This window comes from Microbacterium sp. Leaf161 (assembly GCF_001423645.1).
Lineage (GTDB): Bacteria > Actinomycetota > Actinomycetes > Actinomycetales > Microbacteriaceae > Microbacterium > Microbacterium forte.
Genome location: NZ_LMOW01000001.1, coordinates 2,178,915 through 2,196,057 on the forward strand (window position 1 = coordinate 2,178,915; position 17,143 = coordinate 2,196,057).

The following is a 17,143-nucleotide window of genomic DNA, read 5'->3' on the forward strand; positions in this document are numbered from 1 at the left end:
TGCACTCCAAACCTAAGAGTGCACTGTGAGTCACACTTCACATCGTTTCGCATCCGTAATACTTACGAAACACTCCGTATCGTATCGTTGGGCCATGACCTCTGATCCGATCGAGAAGCCCGGCCGTCCCACCGACGAGGACCTCACTCGACGCATCCTCGCGACCGCAGGAGAGATGCTCGGCCGGCACGGCTATCAGGCACTCAGCGTGGAGCAGGTGTCGAAGGCGGTCGGCTGCGGCAAGACCGCGATCTATCGCCGCTACGCAGACAAGGGCGCGCTCGTCGCCGCGGTGCTCCGCTCGCAGGTCGAGATCGGAGCCATGCCCGATCGAGGAGACATCCGTGGCGATCTGCTCGAGCACGTGCTGCAGAACCAGCGCAACCAGGAGCTGTCGCCCGAGCAGAGCCACGGGCTGCGCGCCATGTTCGAGCCCGATGTCTTTCCCACGCTGTGGGACTCCTTCTTCCAGCACCGCCGTCGGCAGGGCGTCGAGATCATCGACCGCGCCATCGCCCGAGGCGAACTCCCGGAGGACGTCCACCACGACATCCTCCTCGACACGATCGCCGGGCTCACCCTGTACCGGCAGTCCGTCAAGCGCATCCACATCGATGAGCGCCACTACGTCGACATCATCGACGCTCTCGTCAGCACCCCGCCGCGTCGCCTTGCAGACGCTGATGAACAGGCTTCCCCTTGACCACTGACACTCCACCCCTCACCCGATCCCTGCCGAACGTGAGCGCTCGCGCGGTCGTCGGCTTCCTCGTCTTCTGCGAACTCGCGAGCGGATTCGTCCAGGGGTTCTACGCCCCTCTGCTCGGCGAGATCGCCGGCCATCTCCAGGTCTCCGACGCCGACATCACCTGGTTCCTCACGGTCCAGACCCTGGCCGCAGCAGTCTGCGTGCCGCTGCTCTCCAAGCTCGGAGACATCTTCGGGCATCGCCGGATGCTCCGGATCGCCGTGGTCGCGGTGCTGATCGGCACTCTCGTCACCGCGTTCCTGCCGAGCTACCCGCTGGTGCTCGCCGCTCGCATCCTCGTGGGGCCACTCGCGGTGTGGTTGCCGCTCGAGATCGCTCTCGTGCACAACCGCATCAAGGGCGAGACGGCTCGCACCTCGATCGGCCTGCTCGTGTCGTGCCTGACGGGCGGCGCCATTCTCGGGACGATCTCGGCCGGCATCTTCTCCGCGATCCTGCCCACACTCACGCTGACACTGCTGGTGCCCGTGCTGTTCGTCGCAGTCAGCGTCTACGCGGTCTTCTTCAAGGTGCCCGAATCCACGTCGCGCACCGGGGCGAAGATCGACGTCGTCGGATTCATCGGCATCGGACTCGCGATGGTCGTGCTGCTGTTCGGTCTGCGCTTGGCGTCGACTGACGGATTCGCCTCGGCCACGACGATCGCCACCCTCGCTGCGGCAGTCGTCATCTTCGTGCTCTGGGTGCTGTGGGAGCTGCGCGTCACGTCACCCGCGATCGATGTGCGGCTGATCGTCTCGCCGCGCCTCGGGCCCGTCTACCTCACGGCATTCCTGTTCGGCATGGTGATGTTCGGTGCGCAGGCTCCCTCGACGACGTTCCTGACGGCCGATCCCGATACCGCGGGCTACGGCTTCGCGGCGTCCGCGGGAACAGCGTCGGCGGTCACGGCGGTGGTGACGATCCTCGCAACCGTGGGGGCAGCGACCTTCGCGCCGATCGCGCGCCGGATCGGCATCCGTGCGGTGCTGGTGACGGGTGCGGTTCTCGCCGCGTCGGGATCTCTCATCCAGATCGCGTTCCACGATGAGCTCTGGCAGATCTTCGTGATCTCGGCGATCAACGGCATCGGCATGGGGTTCCTCCTCGGTGCGCTTCCCGCACTCGTCGCCGAACTGGCGCCGAGCGACTCGACCGGCATCGCGACCGGCGTCTACAACTCGTTGCGCACCCTCGGGGGTTCGGCCGCGGGCGCGGTGTTCGCCGTGCTGCTCGCGGGCTTCACGGCATCCGGATCCCTCAGCTCGTCGATCGGCGGCTACATCACGATCTGGAGCGTCTGCGCCGGGGCATTCATCGTCGCCGCGTTCGCGCTCGCATTCATGCGGATGCCGCACGAGACCGACCCCGCCCTCACGAAAGGCTGACCTTTGACCATCCCCGACTTCGCGGCGGATGCCGTCGCGATCCTGCCCGATCTGGTCGCGCTGCGCCGCGCCCTGCACGCCGACCCCGAGCTCGGACTGGACCTCCCTCGCACGCAGCAGAAGGTGCTCGACGCCCTCGCAGGGCTTCCGCTGGAGATCACCACCGGCACTCGCACCACCTCGGTGGTGGCGGTGCTGCGCGGAGGGCTGCCGGGGCCCGCGGTGCTGCTGCGCGGCGACATGGACGCCCTGCCGATCGAGGAGACGACCGGCCTCGATTTCGCCTCCGTCAACGGCACCATGCACGCGTGCGGCCACGACCTGCACACCGCAGGACTGGTCGGCGCGGCGAAGCTGCTCGCTGCGCGTCGCGACGAGCTGCGCGGCTCGGTGATCTTCATGTTCCAGCCGGGGGAGGAGGGGCATGGCGGAGCGAAGATCATGATCGAGGAGGGGCTGCTCGACGCTGCGGGAGAGCGACCGGTCGCCGCCTACGCGATCCATGTGGCCCCGGGACCCCGAGGCATCTTCGCGACGAGAGGCGGAGCGGTGGCCGCCGGGTCCAATCAGCTCTTCGTCACGGTGAGGGGGCGAGGAGGGCACGGATCGCAGCCGCACCAGACGCTCGACCCGGTGCCCGCGGCGGCCGAGATCGTGCTCGCGCTGCAGAGTTTCGTGACACGGCGGTTCGATGCGTTCGACCCCGTCGTGCTGTCGGTGACCCGACTCTCGGCGGGAGACGGAGCGGTCAACGTCATTCCTGAGCAGGTCGAGCTGGCGGCGACGGTCCGCAACATGTCGCCGGCATCTCTCGCGACGCTGCAGGAGGGACTGCCCCGGGTGATCGAGGGAGTGGCGACCGCCCATGGGCTGTCGGCGGAGGTCCGGTTCGACACGATGTATCCGGTGACAGTGAACGACCCGGAGGAGACGGCCGAGACGGTCGACGTCCTGCGGGGTGCGTTCGGGGAGCAGCGGGTCGTGATGATGCCGACGCCGATGATGGGGTCGGAGGACTTCGCGTTCGTGCTGAACGAGGTTCCCGGCACGTTCATCGCGTTGATGACCTCGCCGCCCGATGCCGATCCGAGCACGATCGAGTGGAACCACTCGCCGCGGGTCGTGTTCGACGACGCGGTGCTCGGCGACCAGTCCGCGGCACTGGCATCCGTCGCATTCGCCCGCACGGCGCGCTGACATCGACTCTGATCTGAGGCCGCTCCCCACTCGGGGGGGCGGCCTCCGTCATGATTCACGACCAATTTGTGACGAATCGTTCGTAGCATCCGTCTTAGTGGTGTCGCTGCACTGCGGCCCTCCCCGCTGGGGATCCCACTCACTGATGAAGGAGCACATGATGGCGAACGTCTCGAACGCACAGCAGCCCAAGGTCCAGGTCGCCCCGGCAGGTTCGACCGTCGCCTCGACCGGCCAGACCATCATCGAGAACGGCGTCGTCGCCAAGATCGCCGGCATCGCAGCTCGTGAGGTTCCCGGCGTCTACGCCCTCGGCGGCGGAGCAGCGCGCGCGGTCGGTGCCATCCGCGACGCCCTCAACTCGACGGACCTCACCCAGGGCGTCAGCGTCGAGGTCGGCGAGACCCAGGTCGCCATCGATGTGACCATCGTCGCCGAGTACCCGGTATCGCTGCAGAAGGTCGCTGATGACGTGCGCGCCGCGATCTCCGTCGCGATGAGCGAGTTCGTCGGCAAGCAGGCGGTCGAGGTCAACGTCACCATCAACGACGTGCACATCCCCTCAGACGACGACGCGAGCGACGACTCGGTCGCCGCCGACGACGGCGCGGAGACACGTGTCCTGTAGTTCCGCGAGTTGCGTGTCAACGATCGGATCAGCATCTCGTGACCACGCCGTCGGATCGTCGATCCGATCCGTCGGCGCGTCTGCTCCGAACATCACACGGGGCATGGAAGAGGGAGTCGACGCATGGCTGGGGAACGATTTCGCTCTGCTCTCGAGCAGGCTGACGACCGGATCGTCGCCGGTCGGGCGATGGACGGCGACGTGGCCGCGTTCGCGGTGCTGGTGCGCAGGTACACGCCGATGATGCGTGCGTACACGCAGCGCATGCTGAATGCCTCGGCCGATGTCGACGACATCGTGCAAGAGACGTTCGTGACCGCATGGCAGCGGTTCTCCGAGCTCGACGACCCGGCGAAGGTCAAGAGCTGGCTGATGCGCATCGTGAGCCGCAAGGCGGTGGACCGCATTCGCGCGCTGCGACCGACGCTCGACGTCGATGACATGGAGCAGGCGGCTCCCGCGCACGACGCGCCCGCGCGTGTGGTGGAGGCACGGGCGGGGATCGAGGCGCTCGGTGCGGCGTTGCAGGAGCTGCCCGCTGCTCAGCGTGAATGCTGGGTGCTGAGAGAGATGGGCGGCTACTCGTACGACGAGATCGCCTCGGAGCTCGACATCTCGGTGTCGACGGCACGGGGCCTTCTCGCTCGAGCCAGAAAGTTCATGATCGCGCGAATGGAGGCCTGGCGATGACTGAAGAGCAGAAGGCTCCCGACGTGCGTCAGCTCGGACTCGAGCCGAGCGATCTCGACGGGCACACCCTCGAAGAGCTGAGTGACTACCTCGAGGCAGGCAGGCTTCCCGTCGACCCGTCGATCGAGGGCTCGCCCGGGTGCCAGCTCGCGCTGGACGCGCTCGAGCGGCTGCAGGGTCTGGGGGGACAGCTGATCGAAGCGGATGCCGCGGCGAGGCCGGAGGTCGACGACAGCTGGGTCGACCGCATCCTCTCGGGGATCGCGCTGGATGCCCGTGCAGGACGCCGCATCCCGTTCGACGAATCCGACCCCTCCGTGGACTTCGGCATCACGGAAGGCGCGGTCCGGGGACTCATCCGCTCGGCGGAGAACGCCGTGCCCGGCATCATGGTCGGTCGGTCGACTCTCGACGGAGACGTCACCGTCGTGGGCGAGCCGATCCGGATCGCGATCGAGGTCAACGCCATCTACGGGGAGTCCATCCCGACCGCGGTCGAGCGGCTTCGCGCCGAGATCGCGGAGCGTCTGCACCGGCAGACGGACCTCACCGTGACCTCGATCGACGTCACGGTGCGAGACATCCAACGGATCAGCAGTGCAGCGGAGGAGACCTCATGAGCACCACAGCCCTACCGGGACTCGCCGAGCGGATCGAGGCGGCGGTGCTGGCGACGCCCGGCGTGCGCAACGTCTACCGAGCGGGCTCGCTGGTGTCGAACATCGTCGGAGAAGGGGCCGTGGCGATCGGCATCAGCCGGAGCGATGAGGCTCTCGTGGCCGTCCGAACGGATGACGACGGCGTCGAGGTCGAGGCATCGCTCGGTGTCGAGTACTCGGCGAACGCCCTCGAGCTGCTCCGAGATGTCCGCGCGGCGATCGACAAGGTCCTCGCGGACGACGGGCTGGGGCCCGTCGAGATCGCGCTCACGATCGCGTACGTCCACCCCCGGGAGGCATCGTCGGACTGAGTGCGCGTGAGCGCGCGGAGGCGCCGATCCTGGGTGAGGATCGGCGCCTCTCGGCTGTGTGAACGGGTGAACGGCTGATCAGGCGATCGCGCGGATGCCGTCGACGAGGGGGGTGGTCGGTCGGCCGATCAGCCGGGCGAGGGTGCCGTCCGTGTCTGCGAGCGCGCCTGCGGCGATGCCGGAGTCGAGAGCGACGACGAATCCTGCGGTGCCCTCGTCGACGCCGGCGGCCTGGAGGCCGGCGAGCTGCTCGTCGGCGGTGAGCGGCTGGTACTCCACCTCGCGGCCCGTGACCTCGGCGATCGCACCGGCGAGTTCGGTGTAGTTCCACGCGACGTCGCCGCCGAGCTCGTACACCTGGCCGATGTGACCGTCCTCGAGCAGCACGACGGCTGCCGCTTCGGCGAAGTCCTTGCGGCTCGCGGAGGCGACTCGTCCGTCACCGGCTCCGGAGGCGAGCACGCCGGTCTCGGCAGCACGGGCGACGTCGGCGGCGTAGTTCTCGGTGTACCAGTTGTTGCGCAGGATCACCGAGGGGAGGTCCGAGGCCGCGATGAGCTCTTCTGTCGCCTTGTGCTCGGGGGCGAGCACGAGATCGCTCGTCGTCGCCTTCGGAGCGCTGGTGTAGACGAACTTCGTCACTCCAGCGGCCTTGGCGGCATCGATGACGGACTGGTGCTGGGCGACGCGCTGGCCGACCTCCGAACCCGAGATGAGCAGGACGCTGTCGACGCCCTCGACGGCTGCAGCGACGGAGGAGGGGTCGGTGTAGTCCAGTCGCGCGACCCGCACGCCAAGATCCTCGGCCTTCGCGACGTCGCGCGCGCCGGCGACGATCGACTGCGGGTCGGCGCCGCGCTCGAGGAGGCTGGCGATGACGAGGCGTCCGAGGTTGCCGGTCGCGCCGGTGACGAGGATGGTCATGGGGTGTCCTTTCGTAGGTGACATGAGCGACAACCGCCCCACCCGCGACGAACATTCCAGCTGATGGGTACCGACTTTGAAGTAAGGTACGTACATGACGGTTAGTTATGCGCAGATCCGGGAGGCGACCCCGCAGATCTTCGAGCCTGGATGCAGCACCCGAGTGATCCTCGACCACGTGATGAGCAAGTGGGGAGTGCTGGTGCTCTCGTCGCTCTCCGACGGAACCCGTCGCTGGGGCGAGTTGCGCCGCGAGGTCGGCGGCATCAGCGAGAAGATGCTCGCCTCCACCCTGCGCACCCTGGCGGACGACGGGCTCGTGCGCCGCGAATCCTTCCCGAGGGTGCCCCCGCACGTCGAGTACAGCCTGACGCCACTCGGCCGCGATCTCATGCAGCGAATGCTGCCGCTCGTCGAGTGGGTCGCCGACCACGCCGATGGAATGATCGAGCGAGATTAGCTCGACGGATTCCGTCGCATCTCAGCGCCGATGACCACTGAATCCGTCGGTGAAAGAAAAGGATTGACGCGATATACGTGGTAGCCGTATGTTCTGAGCATGTCAGCTACGACGCCGATCCATCTGGAACGCCCCGACGGCAAGGGGCTCGCAACCGGTTCGCTCGGGCTGTGGGGGTCCACCGTCATCGGGCTCGCATCCACCGCACCGGTCTACTCGCTGGTGGCCACGCTCGGATTCGTCGTGCTCGCGGTCGGAGCACAGGCACCGATCGCCTTCATCATCGCCTTCGTGCCGATGCTGCTGATCGCCTTCGCCTACCGCGAGCTGAACAACGCCGTTCCCGACTGCGGCACCACGTTCACGTGGGGCACCAAGGCCTTCGGGCCCTGGGTCGGCTGGATGGGCGGCTGGGGAGTCGCGGTCGCCGGAATGGTCGTGCTCGCGAATCTCGCCCAGATCGCCTCGGTCTACTTCTGGTCGCTGATCGGCTTCGACCTCGAGAACAACGACTGGCGCATCATCCTGGTGGCCGTGCTCTTCATCGCCGCCATGACGTGGGTGAGCTGGCGCGGTGTCGAGATCGGCGAGCGCATCCAGAACGTCCTGCTCGGCATCCAGTACCTCGCACTGGCGATCTTCGTGGTGGCCGCCCTGTGGCAGTTCTTCGCAGGAACCGCGCCCGATCCCACCCCGTTCGACATGGAATGGCTCAACCCGTTCGGATTCACCTCGTGGTCGGGCTTCACCGAGTCGATCCTGCTCGCCCTCTTCATCTACTGGGGCTGGGACACCTGCCTCGCGCTCAACGAGGAGACGAAGGACCCCAAGCGCATCCCGGGTCGTGCCGCGCTGCTGACCACCGTCATCCTGCTGTTCACCTACGTCGGCGTCACGATCGCCGCCATGATGTACGCGGGCCTCGGCGACACCGGAACCGGACTCGGCAACGAGGCCAACGCCGACGACTTCTTCCTCGCGATCAAGGACGGACTTCTCGGACCCTTCGGCTGGGTGCTGGTGGTCGCCGTGATCATCTCGGCGATCTCCTCGACGCAGACGACGATCCTGCCCACCGCACGCGGAACACTCGCGATGGGCGTCTACCGCGCTCTGCCCGCGAAGTTCAAGGACGTGCACCCGACCTACAAGACGCCGTCGTTCTCGACGATCGTCATGGGGGTCGTCGCATCGGTGTACTACGTCGGCATGACCCTGATCAGCGACAACATCCTGCAGGACTCGATCCTGTCGCTCGGCCTCGCCATCGCGTTCTACTACGCGATCACCGGCTTCGCCTGCGTCTGGTACTTCCGCAAGGACCTCACGACCTCGGCGCGTGACTTCTTCTTCAAGGGCCTCTTCCCGTTGCTGGGAGGCCTCATGCTGACGGGGGCGTTCGTGCAGTCGGCGATCGACATGTGGGATGTGGACTACGGCTACACCGTGCTCTTCGGCATCGGCGGAACGTTCGTGATCGGCATCGGCTCGCTCGCCTTCGGTCTCGTGCTCATGTTCGCCTGGTACCTGTTCCCGCGTTCGAAGCGGTTCTTCCGAGGCGAGAGCCTGAACCGCGACACCCAGGTCATGGTGCCGGACGAGCCGGGCGAGGTCATCCGCTCGATCGACGGCGGGATCTGAGCGGAGCCGGATCGCGCGCGGGTACGCCCTAGGCTTTATCCGTGCGCATCCGGCTCGACATCGCCTACGACGGCACCCACTTCCGCGGGTGGGCGAAGCAGCCGACCCTGCGCACCGTGCAGGGGACTCTCGAAGCCGCGCTCGCTCGCATCGTCGGCTCCGACGTGCAGTTCGTCGTCGCAGGGCGGACGGATGCCGGAGTGCACGCCGTGGGCCAGGTGGCGCACGTCGACCTCGACGAGGCGCAGTGGTCGCGCATCGAGTCGCGTCAGGGCCGCGCCCCGCAAGACCCCGCGGCGTCGATCGCGAGGCGTATGCGCGGTGTGCTCGGCGCCTACCCCGATGCGACCGTCACCCGATCTTCCATCGCTCCCGACGGATTCGACGCCCGCTTCTCGGCGGTCTGGCGTCGCTACCGATATCGGCTCGCCGACTCGACCGCCGGCTACGACCCCCTTCGACGCCACGACACGACCGCGCACCGGGGTGTTCTGGACGACCAGGCGATGGATGCCGCGGCGCGGACGCTCATCGGGCTCCACGACTTCGCGGCATACTGCAAGCCCCGCGAGGAGGCCACGACCATCCGGACCCTCCTCGACTACCGATGGTCGCGGGACTCCGAGGGCGTGCTCGTCGCCGAGGTGAAGGCCGACGCGTTCTGCCACAGCATGGTGCGGGCGCTGGTGGGCGCATGCGTCGCCGTGGGTGAGGGGCGTCTCGACGTCGACGATCTGGTCGTGCTGCGCGACGCGCTCACCCGCACGAGCGAGTTCAAGGTGCTGGCCGCCAGGGGGCTGACGCTCACCGAGGTCGGATACCCGGCCGACGAGCTCCTGTCGACCAGGGCGGAGCAGACGCGCGCTCGCCGCGACGGCACGAGCGCATGACCCGACGCGCGGCCGTGTTCGTCGAGGTCTCGTCGCCAGGATGGGCGTTCTGGCGGGCGGCACTCGACACCTGTGTCGGTCTGAGCGTCGGCACGCTCTACACGTTCCTCGGCATCGTCGTGGTCGGCATCGTGGGGGAGGAGGCACTGTCCTCCCTGTACTGGCAGATCGACCTCGATCCGCTGTTCCGCGCGAGCATGGGGGTGATCCTGCTCATCGCCGCGGTGCTCGCGATCGTCGTGCCCTTCGTGCTGGTCGCCGAGCGGTTCGCCGCCCTCCGCGCGGTCGAGGCGAGCGCACGGGAGAACCCGGATGCCGTGCCGGAGCGATCACTGAGGACGGAGCTCGCGAAGGCCCCCGCCGCATACCTCCAGACCACGGGAACCGTGCTGTTCTGGTGTCTGGTCGGGCTCGGAGCCCTCTTCGCGCTCGCCGTCGTCTTCACAGAGGACCTGCGCGAAGACGGCGTGGTCTGGGCGGTGCTGCTCGTCTTCGCGGTGCTGGCGCTCGCCGCAGCGATGCTGCGGAGGCTGGGGCGACGACTCGTCGAACGCGACGATGCGCGGATGCGCGACCACTGGTCGCGGTGGAAGCAGCTCGTCCCTCGAGCGGAGGCGTGCGACTCGGATCGTCGCGAGGCGGCGATCCGAGCGGTCGTTCCGCAGTGGCTCTCGACTCCGAGCAGGCGGACTCTCGGTCGCGTGGCCCGGGTGCTGCTCACCGCCACACTCGTCTCCCTGGGCGCTTCCATGATCTCGGTCTTCATGCGTCAGCAGTGTCGCAACTGCGATCCGGTCTACTGGAACGAGCCGATCGAGAACGGCATCGACGTGCTGAGCCTGAGCAGCGGAGCGGCGCTCGCCGTGTGCGCAGCCCTCGGCATCCTCGCCTGGGTCGGAGGAGTGGTCCTGCAGTTCGCCCGCGAGCGCGCTCTGACGAGGTGGGTCTCGGATGGAGCATCCCGCAGTGTCGACGTGAGCCTGGTCGAGCCGCTGCTCTCCGGCACCCGATCGATGGTGCGCCTTCAGCTGGGTCTGACGGCCGTCGGCGCGGGTGCCGCCGTCGTGGGCATGGGGGCGCTCTGGGCGGAGTGGGCCGCCATGGACACGCGCGCCGTGCTTCTCACCGCCGTGGTGCTGATCGCGCTCGGGCTCGCGGTCGGGTGGGCGGATGCACGACGCAGCCGCAGAGAGCGACAGCTCGCGCGTGACGCCCTGTTCCCTGGCGACGTCGGACGCGTGGACGAAGACAAGCCCGCCGCGATCACGCGGGAGCGCCGACGCCGCAGGTGACCCGTTCGTGGCCGCCCTTCCCGGGGGCGGCCACGATGCGGCAGCACCGCCGCGGACGGCGGGCCCCCAGGCCGGGCGCGGCGGTGACGACTCGTGCAGGCCGGAGGGGTGTGACACTGCTGAACCGTATGCTGATCGTACGAAGGGCATCTTCACACTGCGGCGGGGGACTGTGACGGATCGGCTGGAGGATCAGGGCGGCGCATTCGCCGCTGCGCTCCGTGCGGCGATCTCCGACCGGGGAATCACCCTCGCGCGGCTGCGGAGCCAGCTGATCGACGACGGCAACCCGGTATCCATGGCGACGCTGAGCTACTGGCGCTCCGGTGATCGGCAGCCCGAAGGCCCGCAATCGCTGAGCGTCGTCGACGGCATAGAGGATCGCCTCGGTCTGCATCGAGGACACCTCGGGAGCCTGCTGATCCCGACCGCTCGTCTGGGGCCGATCGCACCTCCGCGTCTGCCGTTCGACGAGGAGCGCGAGCAGCGCGAGACCGAGGAGACGTTGCGAGAGCTGCGTGCCGCTCCGCAGGACGCCCTGCGCGACCTCTCGACCCACATGACGGTGTTCGTCGGTGCCGACGGCGCGGTCGAGAGGACGATCATGCGCTCGCTCGTGCAGGCGACGAGAGGCACGATCACCGAGGTGCCCCTCATCGACGTGGCGCCGATCGAGACCGATGTCATGTCGGTGATCTCCGACGTCGTCGGTGGGAGGATCGATCGGGAATACCTGCATCGGGGCCGCCTCGTGTCTGGCGTGGTCATCGCGCTCGACGAGCCGATCACCACCGGCGGAACGACGCTGTTCGAGTTCACCGAGACCTTCCCGCCCGGATATCCGCCGCGGCAGTCGGCCTGGCATGCGACGTCGAGATCGGCTCGCGAGAGCCTCATCTGGGTGCGCTTCCATCCCGACGCCCTCCCCAGCTGGTGCGAGGAGTACATCGAGACCGAGGGGGAGTACATCTCGGTGATGCGCTCGACGAACGGGGGCTCGGTCCATCTCGCTCGGCACGGGTTCGGCCCAGGGATCCTGGGACTCCGATGGGGATACGACGAGTGATGCCGAACGGGTGAACTCCACCGATCGAACGGCGATTTCCACCGGAATCCAAGACTGAGCCACTAGCGTGAGGTGCGATGAAGGTCCTCTCATACAACCTGCAGAAGCACCGCGCCGCAGGAGAACTGGCGGCGCTGGTCTCGGCGCACGATCCTGACATCCTGTGCCTCCAGGAGTGCGATGTCGCGGATCTGCCCGAGGCGATCGGCGACCTCACCATCGCCGACGCGACGCAGGGGAATCGGCTGGGACTCGCGATGTTCTATCGGGCCAGCGAGTTCCATCTCCAGGAGGTCAAGACGATCGAGCTGAAGAAGTCGCTGCACGACCGGATCGCGAAGCCCGCGCATGAGCGGGTTCTGGGTGCGCGGCTGAGAGACATCGACGCGGGGCGCGAGTTCATCGCCGCGTCGTTCCACGCGGCGCCGCTGACAGCGCTGAACTCCCTGCGTCGGCACCAGATCCGGGCGGCCCTCACCGAGCTGGCGACTCTCGGCGAAGAGCTGCCGCAGCTGATGGTCGGGGACTACAACTACCCGGTGTTCAAGGAGAACCTCGGTCAGACGATCCGCGAGCACGGGTACGCGCTGACGCTGAGCGACGACCACACCTACACCCGGTACCGCGTGTTCCGCGGACACTACGACTTCGCGACGTCCGTCGGCTTCGAGATCCAGCGGGTCACCACGCTTCCGCAGGGGATGAGCGACCATCGTCCGATCCTGGTGACGACCCGGTTCGACTGATCGCAGACCGGCTCGGTTTGGGAGAACGCCCGGAATGACGTAGGCTGTCACTTTGGTACTCGACTGCCGAGCACTAACGAACGTGAGCCCTCCACTGGCGTGTTCATCCCTGTAGGGAAGAACCACCCCGGAGTGGGATTCACGAACTTCTCCGTTCGAACAAGAAAGCAGCACTATCGTGACGCGCACTTACTCCCCGAAGGCCGGCGAGGTCCAGCGTGACTGGGTCGTCATCGACGCCACTGACGTCGTTCTCGGCCGCCTGGCCTCGCACGCCGCTACGCTCCTGCGTGGCAAGCACAAGCCCACCTTCGCCAACCACATCGACTCGGGTGACTTCGTCATCATCGTGAACGCCGACAAGGTCGCGCTCACCGGTCAGAAGCTCCAGAAGAAGCTGGCCTACCGCCACTCGGGTTACCCGGGCGGACTGAAGTCGGTCACCTACGCCGAGCTCCTCGAGAAGAACCCGATCCGCGCTGTCGAGAAGGCCATCCGTGGCATGCTCCCCAAGAACAGCCTGGGCCGTCAGCAGCTGTCGAAGCTCAAGGTGTACGTCGGTGCCGAGCACCCGCACGCCGCGCAGCAGCCGCAGACGTACACCCTCGACCAGGTCGCCCAGTAAGCGCCGTAAAGACTTAAGGACATACTCGTGGCTGACATCCAGGACACCACCGAAAACCCCCAGAACTTCTCGACCTCGACTCCCGAGACCGACGCAGTCGAGGCGGCCCCCCGCCCCGTGCTCAGCGTCCCGGGTGCCGCTGTCGGCCGTCGCAAGCAGGCCATCGCCCGCGTGCGTCTCGTCCCCGGCTCGGGAACGATCACGGTCAACGGCCGCACGCTCGAGGACTACTTCCCGAACAAGCTGCACCAGCAGCTGATCAACGACCCGTTCACGATCCTCAACCTCGCCGGCGGCTACGACGTCATCGCGCGCATCTCCGGCGGTGGCCCCTCGGGTCAGGCCGGCGCGCTGCGTCTCGGCATCGCCCGTTCGCTCAACGGCATCGACGAGGAGAACAACCGTCCGACGCTGAAGAAGGCCGGCTTCCTGTCGCGCGACGCTCGCGTCAAGGAGCGCAAGAAGGCTGGACTCAAGAAGGCCCGTAAGGCGCCTCAGTACTCGAAGCGTTAAGGTCAACCGCTCCGATGCCGATCTTTGGCACGGACGGTGTGCGAGGACTCGCCAATGGCATCCTCACCGCCGACCTCGCGCTCACCCTGGCCCAGGCGACTGCTGTCGTCCTGGGCCAGGGCCGTACTGCGGAGGCCCGCAAAGCCGAAGGCAAGCGACTCACCGCAGTGGTGGCCCGTGACCCTCGTGTCTCCGGTCACTTCCTCACGGCGGCGGTCGCCGCAGGGCTCGCCTCCTCCGGCGTCGACGTGCTCGAGGCCGGTGTCATTCCGACTCCTGCGCTCGCGTTCCTCGTCGCCGACCGTGACGCCGATTTCGGTGTGATGATCTCCGCCTCGCACAACGCGGCACCCGACAACGGGATCAAGATCTTCGCCCGCGGCGGTGTGAAGCTGCCCGACGTCGTCGAGCAGCGCATCGAAGAGGCGATGGCGGGCGAGAAGCTGCGCCCCACCGGTGCGGGCGTGGGCAGGATCGATCGATTCTCCGACGCCGAAGACCGCTACGTCGTGCACCTGCTCGGCTCGCTGCCGAACCGGCTGAACGGCATCAAGGTCGTGCTCGACTGCGCCCACGGCGCCGCATCAGGGGTGTCTCCCGAGACCTTCCGCGATGCGGGTGCCGATGTCACCGTGATCGGTGCTGACCCCGACGGCTTGAACATCAACGACGGCGTCGGGTCGACCCACCTCGACCAGCTCGCCGAGGCCGTCGTGCGGCTCGGGGCCGACATCGGGATCGCCCACGACGGCGATGCCGATCGGTGCCTGGCTGTCGATGCGCAGGGCAACGTCATCGACGGCGACCAGATCATGGCCATCCTGGCGGTGTCGATGAAGCAGCGCGGTCACCTGACCGATGACACGCTCGTCGCCACGGTGATGAGCAACCTCGGCCTGCACGTCGCCATGCGCGAGCACGGCATCACCGTGCGCCAGACCGCGGTCGGCGACCGCTATGTCCTCGAGGACATGGACCGTGGCGGCTACGCCCTCGGAGGCGAGCAGTCGGGCCACGTCATCATGAGCGAGTTCGCCACGACGGGCGACGGCCTGCTCACCGGACTGCACCTGGTTGCCGAGATGGCACGTCAGAACAAGACGATCGCCGAACTCGCGAGCGTGATGACCGTGTACCCGCAGGTGCTCATCAACGTGCGCGATGTCGACAAGGACGCGCTCGAGTCCGACGCCGTCGTGCAGGCGGCCGTGCGCGAGGTCGCAGCCGAACTCGGCGAGACCGGTCGCGTGCTGCTCCGCAAGTCCGGAACCGAGGCCCTCGTCAGGGTCATGGTCGAGGCGGCGGATGCCGAATCCGCTCAGGCGTACGCCGACCGGCTGGTCGCCGTCGTGCGGGAGCGACTCTCCCTCTGAACCGTCGAGCGCGCCGCGCGGCACCGACCACAGGTCAGCCGCGCGGCGCGCTCCAGTTCAGCTGCTCGATGTATCGCAGCAGCACCCCCTCGCGCAGCGCCCACGGAGACACCTCGAGCTCGTCGACATCGAGCGCGGTCATGGCCGTGTGCAGCGATACCGCCGCGGCGACGATCTGGAACGTGCGATCCGCAGTGATGCCGGGGAGCTCCTGTCGCGCGGACGCGGGCAGACGGGCCAGCCGCGGGATCCACGATCCCAGCGAAGCCCGCGGAAGCACCATGCGCTGGATTCCCGACCACCCCGGCACCGGGTAGCCCGCGAGTCTGGCGAGCGAGCGGATCGCCTTCGACGAGCCGACGACGTGATCGGGGCGAGGCAGCGCGGCGAACTGAGGGAGCACTTCGGCGAGCGTCGAAGTCGCGTGCTCCCGAAGACGCTCGACGTCGTCTTCACCCGGCGGATCATGCGGGAGGAACTGCACTGTCATCCGGCCGGCTCCGAGGGGGACGGATGCCGCGGCATCCGGCAGCTCATCCCCGCCCGCCGCGACCTCGAGCGACCCGCCGCCGATGTCGAGGAGCAGCAGCTGTCCGGCCGACCAGCCGAACCAGCGCCGCACGGCGAGGAAGGTGAGCTGGGCCTCGGTCTCTCCGTCGAGCACCTGCAACGGCTGGCCGAGGGCAGCCTCGATGCGGGCGATCACGTCGGCCCCGTTCCGGGCGTCGCGCACCGCGCTCGTCGCGGTGGCGAGCAGCTCGTCGACCCGCTCGGCCTCCGCGACGTCTCGCGCCCGAACCACAGCCGCCTCGAGTGCTCGTACGCCCTCTTCGGAGATCGCACCGTCGTCTGTGAGGTACCGCATCAGCCGCAGGACGGTGCGATCGCTGGTCGTCGCCAGAGGCCGACCCCCGGGGCGAACATCGGCGGCGAGCATGTGGACGGTGTTGGAACCGATGTCGAGGACTCCGAGGCGCACGGATAGAGACTACTCGTGCGCCGTTACGATGTATCCGTGACCACCGCCGACCCCACGCTGCCTCTGTCTCCGTATCGCGAGATCGGACGCGACGAATGGGCGCGATTGGCGGCGGGCCTCGATCAGCCGCTCACCGAGACCGAGGTCGTCGAGCTCCGCGGCATCGGAGACCGCCTGGACCTCGCCGAGGTGCGCGAGGTCTATCTGCCCCTGAGTCGGCTGCTCAGCCTCTACGCGACGGCCACGAAGCGTCTGGGAGCCGCGACGAGCTCGTTCCTGCAGGAGGACGATTCGACGACCCCGTTCGTGGTCGGAGTCGCGGGCTCCGTCGCGGTCGGCAAGTCGACGATCGCTCGTCTGCTGCGTGAGCTGATGAGTCGGTGGCCGGGCACCCCGCGCGTCGAGCTCGTCACGACGGACGGGTTCCTGCACTCGAACGCCGAGCTCGAGCGCAGAGGTCTGATGGACCGCAAGGGGTTCCCCGAGTCCTACGACCGGCGGGCGCTGCTCGAATTCCTCACCGAGGTGAAGAGCGGGGCCGCAGAGGTGCGGGCACCGTTCTACTCGCACATGCGCTACGACATCGTCCCCGATGCGCACGTGGTGGTCCGGCGTCCTGACGTCGTGATCGTCGAAGGGTTGAACGTCCTGCAGCCGCCGCCCGCACCGAACGATGTGGCCGTCAGCGATCTCTTCGACTTCTCGATCTTCGTCGACGCCGACACCTCGCACATCGAGAAGTGGTACGTCGACCGCTTCCTCGCCCTGCGCCAGGGAGCTTTCTCGAATCCGTCGTCGTATTTCAACGTCTTCGCGCACCTCACCGACGAGGAGGCGATCACGACCGCACTCGGCTACTGGAACGAGATCAACATGCCGAACCTGGTCGAGAACGTGATGCCGACCAAGCACCGAGCGCGTCTCGTGCTCAACAAAGGCGTCGATCACAGCGTCGAGAGCGTGCTTCTCCGCAAGCTCTGAGCAGGCCCGAGGTTTCGTTCGGAACCTTCGCA

At 67.6% G+C, this 17,143-nt stretch carries 19 protein-coding genes; 17 read left to right on the forward strand and 2 right to left on the reverse strand.

The features are described 5' to 3' along the window. Positions 1–94: 94 nt before the first annotated feature. The 7 genes from ASF87_RS10440 to ASF87_RS10470 all read left to right on the forward strand — a co-directional run bounded on the left by ASF87_RS10440 (position 95) and on the right by ASF87_RS10470 (position 5,621). A complete protein-coding gene (locus tag ASF87_RS10440) occupies positions 95–703 on the forward strand; it encodes a TetR/AcrR family transcriptional regulator (RefSeq protein ID WP_056375783.1) in 609 nt (202 codons plus the stop codon). After that, positions 700–2,136: an MFS transporter gene (locus tag ASF87_RS10445; RefSeq protein WP_082508835.1), complete on the forward strand. Its 1,437-nt coding sequence runs from the start codon at positions 700–702 to the stop codon at positions 2,134–2,136. The genes ASF87_RS10440 and ASF87_RS10445 overlap by 4 nt, the downstream gene beginning before the upstream one ends. 3 nt (positions 2,137–2,139) lie before the next feature. Next, positions 2,140–3,333, forward strand: a complete 1,194-nt coding sequence (locus ASF87_RS10450; RefSeq protein WP_056375785.1) for a M20 metallopeptidase family protein — start codon at positions 2,140–2,142, stop codon at positions 3,331–3,333. Positions 3,334–3,493: 160 nt separating this feature from the next. Then, positions 3,494–3,961, forward strand: coding sequence for an Asp23/Gls24 family envelope stress response protein (locus tag ASF87_RS10455; RefSeq protein ID WP_082508900.1), 468 nt, complete (start codon positions 3,494–3,496; stop codon positions 3,959–3,961). Between the two features lie 123 nt (positions 3,962–4,084). Then, positions 4,085–4,651, forward strand: coding sequence for an RNA polymerase sigma factor (locus ASF87_RS10460; protein ID WP_056375787.1), 567 nt, complete (start codon positions 4,085–4,087; stop codon positions 4,649–4,651). Continuing rightward, a complete protein-coding gene (locus ASF87_RS10465) occupies positions 4,648–5,271 on the forward strand; it encodes an Asp23/Gls24 family envelope stress response protein (RefSeq protein ID WP_042539137.1) in 624 nt (207 codons plus the stop codon). Before ASF87_RS10460 ends, ASF87_RS10465 begins: the two co-directional genes overlap by 4 nt. Then, on the forward strand, positions 5,268–5,621 hold the full coding sequence (locus ASF87_RS10470; RefSeq protein ID WP_056375788.1) for a hypothetical protein: 354 nt from the start codon (positions 5,268–5,270) through the stop codon (positions 5,619–5,621). The genes ASF87_RS10465 and ASF87_RS10470 overlap by 4 nt, the downstream gene beginning before the upstream one ends. A gap of 78 nt (positions 5,622–5,699) precedes the next feature. Here ASF87_RS10470 and ASF87_RS10475 read toward each other — a convergent pair whose 3' ends face one another. Beyond that, complete coding sequence (locus tag ASF87_RS10475; RefSeq protein ID WP_056375789.1) at positions 5,700–6,545, reverse strand: SDR family oxidoreductase; 846 nt, start codon at positions 6,543–6,545, stop codon at positions 5,700–5,702. 94 nt (positions 6,546–6,639) lie between these two features. Between ASF87_RS10475 and ASF87_RS10480 the strand changes: the two genes are divergently transcribed. From ASF87_RS10480 to glmM, 9 genes are all read left to right on the forward strand, one after another. Then, positions 6,640–7,005 carry a winged helix-turn-helix transcriptional regulator gene (locus ASF87_RS10480; RefSeq protein WP_056375790.1) on the forward strand — a complete coding sequence of 122 codons (366 nt, stop codon included), beginning with the start codon at positions 6,640–6,642 and terminating at the stop codon, positions 7,003–7,005. 99 nt (positions 7,006–7,104) lie between these two features. Then, positions 7,105–8,646: an APC family permease gene (locus tag ASF87_RS10485; RefSeq protein WP_056375791.1), complete on the forward strand. Its 1,542-nt coding sequence runs from the start codon at positions 7,105–7,107 to the stop codon at positions 8,644–8,646. A 41-nt stretch (positions 8,647–8,687) separates the two neighbouring features. Beyond that, entirely contained in the window at positions 8,688–9,536 is an 849-nt protein-coding gene (gene truA / locus ASF87_RS10490; protein ID WP_056375792.1) for a tRNA pseudouridine(38-40) synthase TruA, read from the forward strand. Continuing rightward, the gene (locus ASF87_RS10495) at positions 9,533–10,828 is read left to right on the forward strand and encodes a hypothetical protein (protein ID WP_056375793.1); all 1,296 of its coding nucleotides are present in this window, start codon (positions 9,533–9,535) and stop codon (positions 10,826–10,828) included. Before truA ends, ASF87_RS10495 begins: the two co-directional genes overlap by 4 nt. A gap of 172 nt (positions 10,829–11,000) precedes the next feature. Then, a complete protein-coding gene (locus ASF87_RS10500; protein ID WP_056375794.1) occupies positions 11,001–11,894 on the forward strand; it encodes a hypothetical protein in 894 nt (297 codons plus the stop codon). A 77-nt stretch (positions 11,895–11,971) separates the two neighbouring features. After that, complete coding sequence (locus ASF87_RS10505) at positions 11,972–12,640, forward strand: endonuclease/exonuclease/phosphatase family protein (RefSeq protein ID WP_056375795.1); 669 nt, start codon at positions 11,972–11,974, stop codon at positions 12,638–12,640. 178 nt (positions 12,641–12,818) lie between these two features. Continuing rightward, positions 12,819–13,265, forward strand: a complete 447-nt coding sequence (gene rplM, locus ASF87_RS10510; RefSeq protein ID WP_042539156.1) for a 50S ribosomal protein L13 — start codon at positions 12,819–12,821, stop codon at positions 13,263–13,265. Positions 13,266–13,292: 27 nt separating this feature from the next. Next, on the forward strand, positions 13,293–13,778 hold the full coding sequence (gene rpsI / locus ASF87_RS10515) for a 30S ribosomal protein S9 (protein WP_042539158.1): 486 nt from the start codon (positions 13,293–13,295) through the stop codon (positions 13,776–13,778). Positions 13,779–13,792: 14 nt separating this feature from the next. Further along, positions 13,793–15,151, forward strand: a complete 1,359-nt coding sequence (gene glmM, locus ASF87_RS10520) for a phosphoglucosamine mutase (RefSeq protein ID WP_056375796.1) — start codon at positions 13,793–13,795, stop codon at positions 15,149–15,151. A gap of 34 nt (positions 15,152–15,185) precedes the next feature. Here glmM and ASF87_RS10525 read toward each other — a convergent pair whose 3' ends face one another. After that, on the reverse strand, positions 15,186–16,130 hold the full coding sequence (locus tag ASF87_RS10525; RefSeq protein WP_056375797.1) for a Ppx/GppA phosphatase family protein: 945 nt from the start codon (positions 16,128–16,130) through the stop codon (positions 15,186–15,188). A gap of 36 nt (positions 16,131–16,166) precedes the next feature. Here ASF87_RS10525 and coaA point away from each other — a divergent pair, with 36 nt between their 5' ends. After that, positions 16,167–17,111: a type I pantothenate kinase gene (gene coaA / locus ASF87_RS10530; RefSeq protein ID WP_042539164.1), complete on the forward strand. Its 945-nt coding sequence runs from the start codon at positions 16,167–16,169 to the stop codon at positions 17,109–17,111. The last annotated feature ends 32 nt before the right edge of the window (positions 17,112–17,143 follow it).

What these genes read in the sequence shown, in the direction of transcription:
- glmM (WP_056375796.1), top strand. Translation starts at nt 13,793, where the DNA reads ATGCCGATCTTTGGCACGGACGGTGTGCGAGGACTCGCCAATGGCATC.
- ASF87_RS10455 (WP_082508900.1), top strand. Translation starts at nt 3,494, where the DNA reads ATGGCGAACGTCTCGAACGCACAGCAGCCCAAGGTCCAGGTCGCCCCG.
- ASF87_RS10485 (WP_056375791.1), top strand. Translation starts at nt 7,105, where the DNA reads ATGTCAGCTACGACGCCGATCCATCTGGAACGCCCCGACGGCAAGGGG.
- ASF87_RS10460 (WP_056375787.1), top strand. Translation starts at nt 4,085, where the DNA reads ATGGCTGGGGAACGATTTCGCTCTGCTCTCGAGCAGGCTGACGACCGG.
- ASF87_RS10480 (WP_056375790.1), top strand. Translation starts at nt 6,640, where the DNA reads ATGACGGTTAGTTATGCGCAGATCCGGGAGGCGACCCCGCAGATCTTC.
- ASF87_RS10465 (WP_042539137.1), top strand. Translation starts at nt 4,648, where the DNA reads ATGACTGAAGAGCAGAAGGCTCCCGACGTGCGTCAGCTCGGACTCGAG.
- ASF87_RS10470 (WP_056375788.1), top strand. Translation starts at nt 5,268, where the DNA reads ATGAGCACCACAGCCCTACCGGGACTCGCCGAGCGGATCGAGGCGGCG.
- ASF87_RS10475 (WP_056375789.1), bottom strand. Translation starts at nt 6,545, where the DNA reads ATGACCATCCTCGTCACCGGCGCGACCGGCAACCTCGGACGCCTCGTC.
- ASF87_RS10440 (WP_056375783.1), top strand. Translation starts at nt 95, where the DNA reads ATGACCTCTGATCCGATCGAGAAGCCCGGCCGTCCCACCGACGAGGAC.
- ASF87_RS10495 (WP_056375793.1), top strand. Translation starts at nt 9,533, where the DNA reads ATGACCCGACGCGCGGCCGTGTTCGTCGAGGTCTCGTCGCCAGGATGG.
- ASF87_RS10505 (WP_056375795.1), top strand. Translation starts at nt 11,972, where the DNA reads ATGAAGGTCCTCTCATACAACCTGCAGAAGCACCGCGCCGCAGGAGAA.